We start from the raw sequence: 16113 nt of genomic DNA on the forward strand, positions 1-16113 counted from the left end.
TTAGTCAGTTCAGCCGGTCACCCATGAACACGGCGAGGTCCACGACCCGGCAGGAATATCCCCACTCGTTGTCGTACCAGGCAAAGACCTTCCCATGACGATCGCCGACCACCATCGTGAGCGGCGCATCGACGACGGATGAGTAGGAGTTGCCCTTGAAGTCGCTTGAGACGAGTTCGTCCTCGGTAACCGCGAGGATTCCCTTGAGGTCGCTGGCGGCTGCCTCCCGCAGCGCCTCGTTGATCGTCTCCACAGAAACGGGATCGCGGGTCATCACAGTGAGGTCGACGAGCGAGACGTTCGGCGTGGGCACCCGCAGCGAGATGCCGTGGAACTTTCCCTTCAACTCCGGCATGACGAGCGCCATCGCCCTGGCCGCGCCGGTGGTGGTTGGGATCACCGATAGGGCCGCGGCCCGCGCGCGTCGCAGGTCGCTGTGGGGCGCATCGAGCAACCGCTGGTCGCCCGTGTACGAATGGACGGTGGTCATCAGGCCGGCTTCGATTCCGAAGCTGTCGTGGAGGACTTTCGCCACCGGCGCCAGGCAGTTCGTCGTGCAGGAGGCATTGCTCACGACGTGGTGTTGCCGTGGCTCGTACCGTTCGCCGTTGACCCCAAGTACGATCGTGATGTCCTCGTTCTTGGCCGGCGCCGAGATGATCACCTTCCTGGCGCCTCCCTTGTCGATGTGGACTTTCGCCTTGGTGGCGTCGGTGAAGAGGCCCGTCGATTCGATGACGATGTCGATCCCCAGGTCTTTCCAGGGCAGGTTGCCTGGGTCCCTCTCGGCGAAGACCTTCACGCGGGCGCCGTCGACCTTGAGGGCATCTCCGTCGGCGCTGACGTCGCCGGCGTAGTTGCCAAGGATGGAGTCGTACTTCAGGAGATGCGCGAGCGTCGGCGGATCCGTGATGTCATTGACCGCCACGATCTCCAACTCGCGCCGGCCGCGGGCGGCGCGGAAGACGTTGCGGCCGATGCGGCCAAATCCGTTGATGCCAACCTTCACCGGCATGACGCCTCTCCTCGCTCTCGGGGAATTCCCTGGTCAGGGTTGCGGGATGTCCCGCACGTGATCTATTAGACCATTTCGATTCGCGTGCGTCACCAACCGGCGAAGCCGATTGGCGACCGCCGACTTACTGACCTGGGCGAGCTCGGCGAGTTCGCGCAGGCCGGCCTGCGGGTGCGCCAGGCGGAGTTCGGCCACCTCGCGCAGCGCGGGTGGGAGCAACTGCAGCCGCGTGTCGCGCGCTTTGAGCCGGCGGATCGCCTCTCGCTGCTGCAGCGCCGCCCGCAGTCGCTTGTCGATGTTCGCGGTCTCGCTGTTGGCGCGGCGGTTCGCCTGGCTGCGCATGTCACGCAGGATGCGGTCGTTCTCGAAGCGCATGACTGCACGGTTGGCGCCCATCAACCCGAGCAGCCGTGAGATCGGCTCGGCGCCTTTCAAGTAGTAGACCGTCCGGCCACGGCGTGTGGTGTGTTTCAGCGCGATGCCCGCCCGCGCCGCCCCGGCGGTCACCAGGTAGGCGGCGCCCATGGGCACGGCCATCTCCAGGTGGTAGGCGTCGGCCGGGTTGCCCAGCACGCCGCGCGCCAGGAAGGCCCCGCGGAGCGTGGCCCGGGCACAGCAGCCGTCCGCCGAGCCCCGCCCGGCCGGTAAGGTGAGCCGTAGCCGGTAGCTGGGTCGTTTTTCCGTGGCGCCCTTGCGCACGGTCTCCACCCGGCCCCCGGCGACCTTGGCGAGGTGAACGACTTTCCGAGCCACGGCATTGCGCGGGATGCGCAGCGTCAACGGCGCCCCGTCGACGGAACCCGCCAGCGCCTCGACCATCGCCGTCAGCTCCGCCTCCTGGCAGCACGGTTTTGCCGGCTGGACGTTGGCCAGCTCAGCTTTGACCTCGTCGGTGAAGGACGCCTTGACCGTCATCCCCACACATTAAACTTGGTCAGTGCTAGTTAAGATCCCCATCGATCCCGTCCTCGTCACGATCGGCGGGCTCAAGATCCACTGGTACGGGATCATGATCGCGATCGGCCTCTACGTCGGGATCCAGGTCGCGCTTCGCGACTCAGCCCGCCGGGGCATCAGCGGGGAGCAGTTGATGAACGTCGCCCTGCTCGCGGCGGTCCTCGGGATCGCGGGCGGCCGCCTCTACTACGTCGTCCAGAACGACCCCTCCTTCTTCCTGCACCACCCGGCCCAGATCATCGCCGTCTGGCAGGGCGGCATGGCGTTCTTCGGCGCGATGTTCGGCGGGGCGCTGGCGGTCGCCATCTCGTCCTGGCGCTGGAAGATCCCATTCTGGAGCCTGCTCGACGTCGGCGCGCTCGGCATGACGATCGGCCAGGCGATCGGCCGCATCGGCAACATCATCAACGGGGACATCGTGGGCTACAAGACCAACGGCTGGGGCTTCGAGTACACGAACCCCAACACGTTCGCAACGCCCAATGTCCCGGTTCAGCCGGCGAGCTTGTACGAGCTCCTCATCAGCCTCGGGCTCTTCCTGCTCCTCTGGAACCTCCGCAAGCGGATTCATCCGGAGGGGATGCTGGCGATGCTTTATATCGTGCTCTACTCGGTCAGTCAGTTCTTCATCTTCTTTGTGCGCGATAACGTCGTGGTCCTGGGCGGGCTGAAACAGGCGCAAGTCACGTCCCTGGTGGTCATCGCCTTGAGCCTGCCGGTGATCGCCTACCTGCTTCGCAAAGAACGCCTCGCGCGCCCATCAGAGACCAAGCCGGCGGAAACGCCGTCGACCGCGGGCGAGGTCGCGACCTAAGCCGCGCGCTTGCGGCGTTCGCCGCGCTTGAGCAGCAACTCGAGGAATCGCTCTGGCTGGAATTCCGCCTTCTCGACGATCGACTCGACCTTGCCATCGAGACGCTGCCGATCCTCGGCGGTCAGCACCTTGGCCGTGTGGACGAGGATCGGAATCCGGCCGATGTCCTTGTCGCGGCGCAGCGCCGCGATGACTTCGAACCCGTCGACCCCCGGCATGACGAGGTCGAGAATGACCAGGTCCGGCTTGTTGCGGAGGGCCTGCTCGATGCCGGTCCGAGCATTGTCGACGGCACTCACACGGACGTTGAAGGGTTTGAGGACCGCCTTGACCAGGCTGATCGCCTGCAGATCGTCATCGATGACCAGGACATTCGCCGGCATCTTCTTGGCGCGCTTGCCGTCGGCCATAAGATCGAATCTCACCATCAGCTGGACGAGCTGCTGGCGGTCGACGGGCTTGGTCAGGACGTCAACGTCCGCCACCGTGACGGGCGGGCCATCGGCGGCCGACATCACCACCAGCGGGATCTCTCGGGTGCGCGGATCCTTCCGCAGTTCCTTGATCAGCGCCGGAGCGCCGCTGAGCGGCAGGTGGGCGTCGATCAAGATGGCGAGCGGCTGGAGGTGCGTCGCCTTCTCCAGGGCGCGGGGACCGTTCTCGACGTACACCACCTCGTAACCGGCGCGCTTGAGGAAGGGCTCGATCCGCTGGCGCGAGACCATGTCGTTGTCGGCCACCAGGATGTCCGGCGGTCGACCCTCACGATCCACCACCGGTGGGTCGGCACTCGCGGCGCGGCTGCCAGTCAGCGACCGCACCGCCTCGCCGAGGGTGACGGCGCTGTCGTGCAGGTACTTGAGATACTCGCGACGCTCCTCGACCGTTAGCGCGTGGGTATGGTCGTCGAGTAGCACGCTCGAAAACCCGATGAGCGAGTTGAGCCGCGAGTTGATCAGGTGGCTTTGCTCGGGGCTCAGACCGGCGCTCGGGGTGATCACCGGTCCAGTGCCAACCCCGGGCCGCTCCTGCGCCCTGGTCTCTTCCAGGGCTTTCCGGATCTGCTGCATCTCGTCGTTCTGGGCCTGGATCTCGGCGGTCAGCGCCTGCCGGCGCGACACCCAGTCCGATGCCAGCCGGTTCGACTGCTCGGCGAGCTCCGCATGACGACCCTGCAAGGCAAGGTGCTGCTCGCGCTCGCTGCCCAGGTCCCGCTCCAGTCCCGCGGCGTGTTCCTTCAATGGGTTGAGCTCGGCAAGCAGGCGCTCGCGGTCGAGGCCCCACTGGATCTGGTCGGCCTGGAGCGCATCGCGGTCGCTCGTGACCATACCCAGCTGATCACGCACCCGGTCGCGATCGGCCGCCGCCGCGTCACGATCCGCCGCGAGCCGATCGCGCTCTTGCCGCGCGGCGTCCAGGTCGCGCTCGAGCTGCGCCAGGCGCTTACGCTCGCCGGCGATCGTTTCATTGACGGTCCGGAGCGTCGCGCGGAGCCGGTCCTCTTCGTCCTTGATCGCCTGGCGTTCGGCGGACCACTGACGGGCGGCCTCCTCATGGCGGGCGAGCTCAGCCGTAAGCGTCTCGGCCATCGATTCGACCCGCGCGAGGAACTGCCGACCCTCGGAAACGGCCTCGCCAAGCGAGCTGGACAGGTCGGGCGAGTCCGGCACGCCCCTATAACGGCGGGTGGTGCCGGGGCTGGCGCCTCGGCTCAAAGCGGCCTTCGGGCGGCTGGACGACGCATCGGCCCGTTAGGAGGAAATGACCTCGGTCCGGATCAGCGGGCCCTTCTCGGGGGGCTGGCCGGGCGGGTCGGGCGGCCGGTCCGCCGCCGCCTCCTGGCTGAGGATCTCGTTGCAGAGAGCGACGCAGAGATGGCAGATGTAGACGTCGGACGGACCGGCGACGAGGCGGACTTCCCCCTGCTTCTTTCCGCAAAACGAGCAGCGGCGCACCGGGCGGTCCACGATCGTGATTATCTCAGAGCATTTCCTTGATTGCGACGGCGACGGTCCGGGTGATCCCCTTGACCGCCATCAGTTCGTCCACCGAGGCGCTGCGGATGTTGTCGACGCTGCCGAACTGGCGGACCAGCGCCCGCCGGCGGACCGGTCCGAGCCCGCTGATCCCGTCGAGCACCGACGCGAAGGCGTCCTTCTTCCGGACGACGCGATGAAACGTGATCGCGAAGCGGTGCGCCTCGTCCCGGACACGCTGAACCAGGAAGAGCGCCTCGGAGTCCAGCGGCAGCCGGATCGGTTCGCTCTCACCGGGCCGGAAAAGCTCCTCCTGCTCCTTGGCCAGGCCGAAGGTCGCCACCGACGCAAGCCCCATCGATTCCAAGACCTCCCTCGCGGCCGACAGCTGGCCCTTGCCCCCGTCGATCAAGACCAGGTCTGGCAGCCGGCTGAAGCTGGGTTCCTCGGGAGTGCCTTCCTCGGAACGAGCGTGCCGGCTGAAGCGGCGCCGCAGCACTTCCTGCAGCATGGCGAAATCGTTGGCGCCCTGCACGGTCTTGATTCGAAAGTGCCGATAGTGCGCTGGCTTGGGGCGGCCATCTTCGAAGACGACCATCGAGCCGACCGGGTACTTGCCCTGGATGTTCGAGATGTCGTAGCACTCGATCCGCACGGGCAGCGCCGGCAGCTCGAGCCGCGCCTGGAGATCGTTCAGCAGCGAGGCCGTCCGCTCGGCGTCGTAGTCGAGCTTGATCCGCATCTGCCGCATCGTCTCGGCGGCGTTGGCGGCCGCCTGCTCGAGCAGCTCGCGCTGCTTCCCTCGCTGGGGCACCCGGACGGTCACGATGCTGCCGCGTCGCTCGGTCAGCCATTGCTCGATCAGCTCGCGGTCGGGCAGCGCCTCGGGGACGAAGACTTCCTTGGGGATGTGCGTGGCGTTCGCGTAGTACTGACTGACAAACGCGTTGAGGATGTCAGCATTCGACTGGTCCTTGCCGAGGCCGACGAGATCGAAGTTCTCCGAGCCGGAGAGCCTGCCCTCGCGGACGCTGAAGACGCGCACCGATCCCTGGCCGTCGGCTCGCGCCAGGCCAAAGAGATCCTGGTCGTAGCGGCCCATCGCCAGCACTTTCTGGCGCTCCGCCATCCGTTGCATCGCGTCCAGGCGATCCCGGTAGCGGGCGGCGGCCTCGTATTCGAGCTTGTCCGCCGCCTCTTGCATCTGCTGCTTCAGCCGCTTCGCCACGTGGTCGGAGCGGCCGTCGAGGAAGCTTGCGACCTGATTCAGCTGCTCGTGGTAATCCTCGCGGTTGATGAATCCCGCGCATGGCGCCGAACAAAGACTCAAGTGATAGTAAAAGCAGGGACGCCCGAGCGCGAACTCCGAGTCTTTGCAACTCCGATACGGGATGACCCGCCGGACGGTTTTCAACGTGGTGCGTAGCGCGATCGCATGCGTGTAGGGTCCCCAGTAGCGGGCGCCATCGTTGGCGGGCCGGCGCACCAACGTGATGCGCGGGAAATCCTCGTTCAGAGGCAGTTTTATATACAGATAGTTCTTGTCGTCGCGCAGCCGGATGTTGAAGCGAGGACGATGCCGCTTGATCATCGTCTGCTCGAGGACCAGCGCCTCTTTTTCAGTCGCCGTCGTGATGACTTCGAATTCGTAGACGCGGGCGACCATGGCGGCGATGTGCTCGGGTAACACGCTCGAGGCCTGGAAGTAGTTCGGGACACGATTGCGCAGGCTCAACGCCTTGCCCACGTAGATGACGCGCGCCTGGATGTCACGCATCAGATAGACACCTGGCGTCTCGGGCAGTGCCTTGAGCCGTTCGCGGAGATAGTCCGGCCGCTCCGTCAGGGGAGCCGCCTTTTTGGTCGCCGTGGCCACGTGCTTAGGCTATCGCGAGCTCCTGGTCGAGCACACGCTTGAGGTACTGGCCGGTATACGACCGGGGATTTCGGACGATCTCCTCCGGGCTGCCGGCCGCGACCACTTCGCCCCCCTTGTCGCCGCCTTCGGGACCGAGATCGATGATGTGATCGGCAGTCTTCAAAACGTCCAAATTGTGCTCGATGACGACGACGGTGTTTCCGGCATCGACAAGCCGTTGCAGGACGTTCAGCAGTCGCTCGATGTCCGCGAAGTGCAGGCCGGTCGTGGGCTCATCAAGAATGTAGAAGGTCTTCCCGGTATCACGCCGGCTGAGTTCTTCCGTCAGTTTGACGCGCTGCGCCTCGCCGCCCGACAGTTGGGTGGCGGGCTGGCCCAGCCTGATGTAGCCCAAGCCGACTTCGCAGAGCGTCTGCATCTTGCGCCGGATTCGCGGTATCCGGTCAAAAAATTCCGTCGCCTCCTCGACGCTCATGTCGAGCACATCGGCGATCGTCTTGCCGCGATAGGTGACTTCGAGCGCTTCCTTGTTGTAGCGCTTGCCTTTGCAAACCTCGCAGGGGACGTAGACATCGGGCAGGAAGTGCATCTCGATCTTGATGATGCCGTCCCCCTCGCAGTTCTCACATCGGCCGCCCTTCACGTTGAAGCTGAAGCGGCCGGGCTTGTAGCCGCGCACGCGCGCTTCCGGCATCTCGGCGAAGAGCTCGCGGATGTAGGTGAAGACCCCGGTGTAGGTCGCCGGATTGGATCGCGGCGTGCGGCCGATCGGCGACTGGTCGACGTTGATGACTTTATCGATGAAGTTCAACCCGGAGACCTCGCGGGCGGCGCCCGGCCGGTCCTTCGCCCGGTAAAAGTGCTGCGCCATGCGCCTGTACAGGATGTCGCTGACGAGCGTGCTCTTGCCGGACCCGCTGACGCCGGAAACGCAGATCAATTTGCCCAACGGGAAATAGACGTCGATGTTCTTCAGATTGTTTTCCGTCGCCCCCCGAACGACGATCATCTGGCCATTGCCCTTGCGGCGTCGCGCAGGTAGCGGAATGGATCGCTCGCCGCGCAGGAACGCCCCGGTGATCGACTCCGGCGATTTCAGGATGTCGTCGAAGCTGCCGGTGGCAACGATCCGCCCGCCGTGCTCGCCGGCTCCGGGTCCGATGTCCACGATAAAGTCCGCCGTCCGCATCGTTTCCTCGTCATGTTCGATGACGACCACCGTGTTGCCGATGTCGCGCAGCGCCAGCAGCGTATTGATCAGCTTGCGGTTGTCGCGCTGGTGCAGTCCGATCGACGGCTCGTCGAGGATGTAGAGCACGCCCATCAGCTTGGAGCCGATCTGGGTGGCGAGCCGGATTCGCTGCGCCTCCCCACCCGACAACGAGTCGGCCGCCCGGGCCAAGCTCAGGTAATCGAGACCAACGTCCACGAGGAACTGGAGCCGTTCGCGGATCTCTTTCAAGATGGCGCGGGCGATCAGCATCTCCCGCTCCGTCAACTTCACCTTCGCAAACCAGTCCTGTGCGGCCGTGATCGATAGGTCGCAGACGTCCATGATCGAGCGATCGCCCACTGTCACCGCCAGGTACTCCGGTTTGAGCCGCTTGCCTTTGCAGACCGGGCACGGCCGTGGCGTCATCAGCCGCTCGATCTCCGCGCGGATGAACTCGGATTCGGTCTCGCGGTGGCGCCGCTCGAGATTGGGGATGATGCCTTCGTACGAGGTCTCGTACCAGCGGCGCTGCCCCTCACTGTTCAAGTACTTCACGCGCAGGGGATCGCCGTTGTTGCCATAGAGAATAATTTGCCGCTCTTTGAGCGCCAGCTTCCCGAACGGCTTATCCATCGGGATCTTGTAGCGCTGCGCGACGGCCTCGACGAGATCGTTATAGAAGTAGGACGAGCGCCCCAGGGAGCGGATCGCGCCATCGGCGAGTGGCCGGCTCTTGTCCGGGATGACGAGGTCCGGGTCGATCTCGAGCTTGCTGCCCAGCCCGGTGCACGCGGGGCACGCCCCGTGCGGATTGTTGAACGAGAAGTTCCGCGGGGCCAGCTCCTCCATTGAGAAGCCGTCGTAGGGGCAGGCAAAATTCTGACTGAAGAGCAGCTCCTCACCCTTGGCATCCACCCTCGCCACCAGCACCAGTCCACCCGCCATCTTTGCGGCGGTCTCGACCGACTCGCGCAGGCGGCTGATCCCTTCCCGGTCGATCACCAGCCGGTCGACGACGATCTCGATGCTGTGCTTCTTGTTCTTGTCCAGCGAGACACGCTCGGTCAGCTCGTAGAGATTGCCGTCGACCCGTGCGCGCACGAACCCGGCCTTTTTGGCCTCCGAGAGCACGTCATGGTGCTCGCCCTTACGGTCGCGAACCACCGGCGCCAGGATCATCACCCGGCTACCCTGTGGCAGCTCCATGACCTTGTCCGCGATTTGCTCGGTGGTCTGGCGGGTGATCTCGTGTCCGCTGATCGGACAGTGGGGATGGCCGATCCGTGCCCACATGAGGCGCATGTAGTCGTAGATCTCCGTCACGGTCCCGACCGTCGATCGCGGGTTATGGCTGGTCCCCTTCTGGTCGATCGAGATCGCCGGTGACAATCCGTCGATCTGGTCGACGTCCGGCTTGTCCATCTGGCCGAGGAACTGGCGGGCGTAGGACGACAGCGACTCGACGTAACGGCGCTGCCCCTCGGCGTAGATCGTGTCAAAGGCGAGCGACGACTTTCCCGAACCTGACAGCCCGGTGAAGACGACGAGCTTGTCCCGCGGGATGGTCAGATCGATGTCCTTCAGGTTGTGCTCCCGGGCGCCCTTGATGACGATCTCGGTGTGCTGCCCACGGGGCCCGGGTGTTTCCCGCCCCCTCTGGGGGAGGCTCGGGGTGGGGGCCTTCTTGTCAGCCACCGACGCGAGCCCTCATCCGGCTGGTCTTCGGCTTGCGCCACACGCCCGACTCGGCCGCGGCCGCCGGCGTCAGGGAGTCTCGATACGCCATGGCGTCGCGACGCAGCGCAACCAGCCGGTCGCGCAGTTCCGCGGCCCGCTCGAACTGCAGGTCGCGGGCCGCCTTCTTCATCTGCCGTTCGAGGTCTTTGATGAGGCGCTCGATCTCGTCCGGCGGCAATCCGGACGCTAGCGTGGCGATCGTTTCTTCGATCGCTTTCTCCTGGTGCTTCTCGAGGTTGTAGACGGCCTTCACGATGCTGGCCGGTGTGATGCCGTGCTCCTCGTTGTAGGCGATCTGGATATTGCGACGGCGGTCGGTCTCGTCGATCGCCCTCTGCATCGAGCCGCTGACCGAGTCCGCGTACATGATGACGTGCCCCTCAACGTTGCGGGCCGCCCGTCCGGTCGTCTGGATGAGCGAGCGCGCGTCGCGCATGTAGCTCTCCTTGTCCGCGTCGAGGATGGCGATGAGGGCGACCTCCGGCAGGTCGAGTCCTTCTCGCAGGAGGTTGATGCCGACGAGCACGTCGAAGACGCCGAGCCGCAGGTCGCGCAGAATCTCGACGCGGTCAAGCGTATCGACGTCCGAGTGCAGGTAGTTCACCTTGATGCCCATCTCGCGTAGGTAGTCGGTCATGTCTTCCGCCATCTTTTTCGTCAGCACGGTGATCAGCGTTCGCTGCTTCTTATCGACTCGCTTATGGATCTCCCCGATCAGGTCGTCGATCTGGCCCTTGGTCGGGCGGACTTCGACAGTGGGGTCTACCAGGCCGGTCGGCCGGATGATGACCTCGATCGTCTGCTGGGAGCGCTGTTCCTCGTACGGCCCTGGGGTGGCGGAGACGTAGACAACTTGTTGTACCTTGCGCTCCCATTCCGCAAACGTCAGCGGCCGGTTATCGAGCGCCGAGGGCAGCCGGAAGCCGTAATCGACCAGGGGGATCTTCCGCGACCGGTCGCCGCCGTACATGCCGCCGATCTGGGGAACGCCGACGTGTGACTCGTCGACCACAATCAGCGTATCTTCCGGCAGAAAGTCCATCAACGTATACGGCTCCTGGCCGGGGCCGCGGCCCGTGAGGTGCCGGGAGTAGTTCTCGATGCCGGCGCAGCTGCCGGTCTCCCGCATCATCTCCATGTCGAACATCGTCCGCTGACGGAGGCGCTGCGCTTCCAGCAGCTTTCCCTGGCTCTCGAACCACGCGACGCGCTCCTCGAGTTCTTCGCTGATGCCATCGAGCGCTCGCAGCAGCTTCTGCCGAGGCGTCACGTAGTGCGTAGCTGGGAAAACCTGGAACGACTCGACGTCGCCGATGACCTCACCAGTCAGCGGGTCGATCTGGACGATCCGCTCCACCTCGTCGCCGTTGAACTGGACCCGAGTGGCGATCTGGTCATACGAGGGCTGCACGTCGACAGTATCGCCGCGCACCCGAAAGCGCGAACGGCCAAAGTCGACGTCGTTGCGTTGGTATTGCAGGTTCGTCAGCTTGCGAAGAAAAATATCGCGACGGAAACCCTCGCCGGCATGGATCTCGACAGACTCACCCAGGTAGTCCTCGGGCGAACCGACGCCGTAGATGCATGACACGCTGGCCACGACGATGACGTCGCGGCGGGTCAGCAGCGCCCGGGTCGCGGACTGCCGCAGCCGGTCGATCTCATCGTTGCGAGATGAATCTTTCTCGATGTAGGTATCGCTTCGGGGTATGTAGGCTTCCGGCTGGTAGTAGTCGTAGTAGCTGACGAAGTACTCGACGGCGTTGCTGGGAAAGAAGGAGCGAAACTCGCTGCAGAGCTGAGCGGCCAGCGTCTTGTTAGGCGACATGACAAGCGTCGGCCGCTGGATCTCCTGGATCATCTGGGCGACGACCATCGTCTTGCCGGAGCCGGTCACCCCCATCAGGACCTGGTGTTTTTGGCCCTTATCGACCCCTTCGGCTAGCTTCTTGATCGCCTCCGGCTGGCCTCCCGCGGGCGAAAAACCAGCCGTGAACGCGAAGTTGGGCATCCCTCAATTGTAAGTTTGCGGCGGCGGAAACTTAAAGGGGCCTAGTCGAGCTGATGACCGGGGTTGACGGTGCGTTTGCGTTCCAGATACGCGATCAGCGCAAACAGAAGCGTCAGGCCGAGCAGGAGCCCCCCAAGGGCGTCCGAGAGCCAGTGCCATCCGAGGTAGACGACGCCGTAGCCGACGAAGAAGACCAGGAGCACCAGCACCGGGCTAAGCCGCGAGCTGTCGCGGCCGAACAGCTCCCAACGCTCCGAGAGGTACAGCACCAGGCCGTAAGTCATCGTCGCCCGAAGTACGTGGCCGCTGGGAAACGAATAGTGCCCGAACTTGTGAGCCAGCCCCGGCAGGAAGTCCGGGAACCGCTGAAACGCCCTACCCGGAGCCGGGCTCGTGATCACCTGCTTCCCAATGAGCTCCAGAAGCGAGCCGGCGAGCACAAAGGCTACGGGTAGCACAGCCAACAGGCGGAGGCCGCGAAAGAGGGCGATGCCGATGAGGGCGGCGACCAGCAGCGTCGCCTCGATGCTGCCGAGATACGAGAATATTCCGAGCCCGATGTCCTGCCCGGTGCTGCCCCGGCCCTGTAGGTAGTGTGTCATTCGCAAATTTAGCCGGTCGAACGCACCCAGGTCGACCAACAGCGCTAGAAGGACGAAGGCGGCGAAGAAGGCCCCGCTCGTGATCAGGAGCCGCCGGCTGAGGACCGGCCAGTGGAGGCGGATCAGTGCTGGCATTTGCGGCAGTAGACCGTGCCGCGGCCGGCCATCCGTGTTCCCAGCAATGGCGTCCCGCATCTCAGACAGGGCTCGCCGCTTCGGCCGTAGACGAGCAGCTTCTCCTGATTGCTGCCGCGCAGCCCAAAGCCGTCGACGTAGTTAATGATCGAAGAGCCTCGCGCAGCAATGCTGTTCTCCAGGACGTACTGAATTGCTTCGTACAGCGCCCGCCGTTCACGAACGGTGAGCCGGTGAGTCCACCGGCTAGGACGGATTTCGGCCCGAAAACATGCCTCGTCCGCATAGATATTGCCCACGCCGGCCAGAAAGGACTGATCGAGTAACGCCGATTTCACCGGCCGGCGGCGGGCCTTGACGAGCCGTTCGAATTCGGCCTCGGTGAGGTCGCCGTGGATCGGCTCTGGACCGAGGCGCCGGGGGAAGGCGCGGGCCGCGATGAGTTCATCCATGGTGCCGACGACCAGGCGCCCGAACTGCCGGGGATCGTCGTAACGCAGCTCCAGACCACTATCGAGCACGGCCCGGAAGTGCGTGTGCTTGACCGGCGCTTCTTCCGGCTCGCAGACCCGCAAGTGCCCGGTCATGCCCAAATGGACGATCACCTGGTCACCCAACGCGCCGTTGGGCGCCAACGTTCCGGTGGGAGCCGGCTCCAGGGGCATCACGATGTATTTGCCCCGACGTAGGACTGTCTTGATCGTCCGGCCGCGTAGGCGACGAACGAACTTCGTCGCACTCGGGTAGCGCACGACTCGTGCCCGGACCGCGGGATCGCGCGTTAGTTGCAGCGACTCGATGCGGCGGCCCGTGAGTTGCGGCCGCAAATCGCGGACGATGGTTTCGACTTCGGGAAGCTCGGGCATCGCGCCTAGGCCCGGGCGGCGACAAGTCGCACGCGCTCCATATCCTGCCAGTTAGGCCCGACTTTCAGGTCGACTTGAACTGGCACTTTCAAGGGGTAAGCGCGGGCCATCAAGTCCGGCACGACTTCGATCAATCGATCGCGTTCGCCCGGGGTGACTTCGAAGACGAGCTCGTCGTGCACGGTGAGGATCATCTGGCTGGCGAGCCGCTGCTCGTGCAGATAGTCTTGTAGCCGGATCATCGCCAGTTTCATGATGTCGGCCGCGGATCCCTGGATCGGCATGTTGATGGCGATTCGCTCAGCGCCCTGACGAAGCATGCGATTCGGCGAGCGAATGTCCTGGATATAGCGCCGCCGATGAAGGATTGTCTCGACGTAGCCTTGCTCTCGGGCCTGGATCTTGATGCCTTCGAGAAATTCACGGACCCGGTTGTAGGCGCGGAAGTATGCGTCGATGAAAACCCTGGCCTCTTCCGTTGACATGCCCGTGTCGCGGGCGAGCCCGAAATCACTGAGGCCGTAGAACAAGCCGAAGTTAACGACTTTGGCCAGGCGCCGCTGATTGGCCGTGACGTCGGCCTGCGGAATGCCAAAGACTTCGGCGGCGGTCCGGGCGTGGATGTCTTCGCCGCGCGCAAAGGCATCGACCAGCACCGGATCGTCCGTCATGTGGGCCAGGACACGCAGCTCGATCTGCGAGTAATCGGCCGATAGCAAAACATCGCCGGGGCGTCCCGGGATGAAGGCGCGACGCACTTTCTGGCCGACCTCGGTCCGGATGGGAATGTTCTGTAAGTTTGGGTCAGACGACGAGAGCCGGCCGGTCGCCGCCACGGTCTGATTGAAGCTGGTGTGGACGCGATGCGTCTTCGCATCGACCAGTAGCGGCAGGGCATCGACGTAGGTGCCCTTGAGTTTGCTCAATTGTCTGAACTCGAGAATTTTCGAGACGACTGGATGCTGGTCGCGCAGCCCTTCGAGCACGTTGGCATCGGTCGAGTAGCCGCTTTTTGTCTTGCGGCCGCCAGGTAGGTCGAGATCTTCAAAGAGAAATCTCGCCAGTTGCTGCGGCGAGTTGACGTTGATCGGCCCGTGGGCGACGTCCGCGATCTCCTGGTCCAGAACTCGTAGTTGTTCGTATAAGTCCCGGGAGACCTGCTGCAAGTAGGGCAGGTCGACGGACACGCCGGCCAGCTCCATCTCGGCCAGCACGGGGAGCAGCGGCATCTCCAGATCACGAAACAATTCGGCGTTGCCTAAACGATCCAGTTCGGACTCGAGCCGTGGCGCCAGCTCCAGCATGACGCGCATGCGCTCGCCGAAAAACGCCGCCGCCCGCATGACGTCGACCTGGTCGCAGGTCATGGCGGCCTTGCCGCTGCCGAAGAGGGCCTCGCGCCCCTCGATGGAACGATGCAAGACATCCGAGGCCAGCGCCTCGAGGCTTGGCGAGCGAACACCGGAGTTGAGCAGGTAGGCCGCCACGAGCAGATCCCAGTCGGCCCCACGGAGTTCGATGCCATGCACTCGCAGCGCCAGGTAATCGGCCTTCTGATTGAAGCCCAGCTTGGACGGCTTCGCGCTACCGAGGCTGGCGGCGAAGCGGCCAAGGACATCGCGCACCTCGAGGCAACGCTCCTGTTCGTGGGCCAGCGGCAAGTAAAAAATCTCATGCTCATTGAGGCCGACGACCAGGGCGGCGATCCGGCCGTGACGCGGCACGTCATCCAGCGTGATGACCTGGAACCCGACCCGGTCGGCTGCCGCAAAAGCGGCAGTCAGCCGCTCGAGCTCGGCCGACTCGCGGACGAGGGTGACAGACTCCGTCGGCGCCGCCTCGAGGGACAGCGTCGATTGCGCTGGCTGGCGGGTCGCCGGCTGGCGGGCCGCCTCCTGGCGCGCCGGCTCCCCATCCAGAGGAAGGCGCCCCTGCTCTCTGACGGGCGGCGCAAAGATCGGCGGGGCGGACATCGCGCTACCGTCGCTCCAGGTGGTTGGGACCCGGGCCGCGAGGCTGCGGAAGCCGAGGTCCGCCAGGATCGTCCGCGCCGCTTCGGGGCGATAATCCGTGGCAGAGCCGTGGCTCAAGTCGAGCGTAACCCCGGAGACGTCGAGGACGATCGTCGCCATTCTCTTGCTGAGCAGCGCCTGCTCCCAGTGCTCGTCCAGCAGTTTCTTGATCTTGGGTGGCGCGACCCGCTCGCGGTTCTCAACGAGGCTCTCGACGGACCCGAACTCCTGGATCAGCTTGATCGCCGTCTTCTCACCGATTCCGCGGATGCCGGGGATATTGTCCGAGACGTCGCCGACCAGGCCCTTGAGATCCACGGTCTGGATCGGCTCCAGGCCATAGCGCTCGCGCACACGGTCGGGCGTGTACAGAATCGTCTCCGACACGCCGCGCTTGCTCGTCAAGACAAAGACATCGTCATTGACAAGTTGCAAGGCATCCAAATCGCCGGTGACGATCGTGCTGTGCAGGCCTTGCTCACGGGCCTGCCGCGCCAGCGTGCCGATGACGTCGTCCGCCTCGACGCCCTGAATTTCGTAGATGGGAATCCCGAAGGCGCGGACAATGTCGCGCGTCAGCGGAAACTGCGGACTCAGCTCCGGCGGCGTCGGCCGCCGAGTCGCCTTGTACTGGGCCAGCTCCTCGTGGCGGAAGGTCCGGCCGCCCAGGTCGAAAGACGCGAGCACGTAGTCTGGATGTTCCTGCAGAGCCAGCAAGAGCATCGACGTAAAGCCGTAGGCGGCGTTGACGATATTGCCTTCGCGGTCGGTTAAGGAGGGCAGCGCAAAGAAGGCGCGGTAGACCAACGAGTGGCCGTCGATAAGGACGAGCCGCTGCTTCTGTTGGGACTCCGGCACCACCAGAGTTTAGTCGTGCCGGAATCTGTTAAACGCTG

General features: G+C 64.6%; 10 protein-coding genes and 1 pseudogene. 1 reads left to right on the plus strand and 10 read right to left on the minus strand.

What is annotated here, in order from left to right; all coding sequences use genetic code 11:
* Nucleotides 1–4: 4 nt before the first annotated feature.
* On the minus strand, nucleotides 5–1015 hold the full coding sequence (gene gap, locus VHK65_11970; GenBank protein ID HVS06862.1) for a type I glyceraldehyde-3-phosphate dehydrogenase: 1011 nt from the start codon (nucleotides 1013–1015) through the stop codon (nucleotides 5–7).
* Nucleotides 1016–1048: 33 nt separating this feature from the next.
* Complete coding sequence (gene whiA / locus VHK65_11975; protein HVS06863.1) at nucleotides 1049–1930, minus strand: DNA-binding protein WhiA; 882 nt, start codon at nucleotides 1928–1930, stop codon at nucleotides 1049–1051.
* Between the two features lie 22 nt (nucleotides 1931–1952).
* On the opposite strand from whiA, the gene lgt reads away from it, so the two are divergent.
* Nucleotides 1953–2786, plus strand: a complete 834-nt coding sequence (gene lgt, locus VHK65_11980) for a prolipoprotein diacylglyceryl transferase (protein HVS06864.1) — start codon at nucleotides 1953–1955, stop codon at nucleotides 2784–2786.
* On the opposite strand, the gene VHK65_11985 is transcribed toward lgt, so the two are convergent.
* The 8 genes and pseudogenes from VHK65_11985 to polA form a co-directional block, all read right to left on the minus strand.
* Nucleotides 2783–4456, minus strand: a complete 1674-nt coding sequence (locus tag VHK65_11985; protein HVS06865.1) for a response regulator — start codon at nucleotides 4454–4456, stop codon at nucleotides 2783–2785. The two genes, lgt and VHK65_11985, sit on opposite strands and share 4 nt — an antisense overlap.
* 153 nt (nucleotides 4457–4609) lie before the next feature.
* Nucleotides 4610–4762, minus strand: a pseudogene (locus VHK65_11990) (ClpX C4-type zinc finger protein).
* 4 nt (nucleotides 4763–4766) lie between these two features.
* A complete protein-coding gene (uvrC, locus tag VHK65_11995) occupies nucleotides 4767–6638 on the minus strand; it encodes an excinuclease ABC subunit UvrC (GenBank protein HVS06866.1) in 1872 nt (623 codons plus the stop codon).
* Between the two features lie 4 nt (nucleotides 6639–6642).
* Nucleotides 6643–9468, minus strand: a complete 2826-nt coding sequence (gene uvrA / locus VHK65_12000) for an excinuclease ABC subunit UvrA (protein ID HVS06867.1) — start codon at nucleotides 9466–9468, stop codon at nucleotides 6643–6645.
* A 73-nt stretch (nucleotides 9469–9541) separates the two neighbouring features.
* Entirely contained in the window at nucleotides 9542–11602 is a 2061-nt protein-coding gene (gene uvrB, locus VHK65_12005; GenBank protein ID HVS06868.1) for an excinuclease ABC subunit UvrB, read from the minus strand.
* 41 nt (nucleotides 11603–11643) lie between these two features.
* A complete protein-coding gene (locus VHK65_12010) occupies nucleotides 11644–12339 on the minus strand; it encodes a phosphatase PAP2 family protein (protein ID HVS06869.1) in 696 nt (231 codons plus the stop codon).
* On the minus strand, nucleotides 12327–13205 hold the full coding sequence (gene mutM / locus VHK65_12015; protein ID HVS06870.1) for a bifunctional DNA-formamidopyrimidine glycosylase/DNA-(apurinic or apyrimidinic site) lyase: 879 nt from the start codon (nucleotides 13203–13205) through the stop codon (nucleotides 12327–12329). The genes VHK65_12010 and mutM overlap by 13 nt, the downstream gene beginning before the upstream one ends.
* Nucleotides 13206–13210: 5 nt before the next feature.
* The gene (polA, locus tag VHK65_12020) at nucleotides 13211–16075 is read right to left on the minus strand and encodes a DNA polymerase I (GenBank protein HVS06871.1); all 2865 of its coding nucleotides are present in this window, start codon (nucleotides 16073–16075) and stop codon (nucleotides 13211–13213) included.
* Nucleotides 16076–16113 lie beyond the last annotated feature (38 nt).

Source organism: Candidatus Dormiibacterota bacterium (assembly GCA_035544955.1).
Taxonomy (GTDB): Bacteria; Chloroflexota; Dormibacteria; order CF-121; family CF-121; genus CF-13.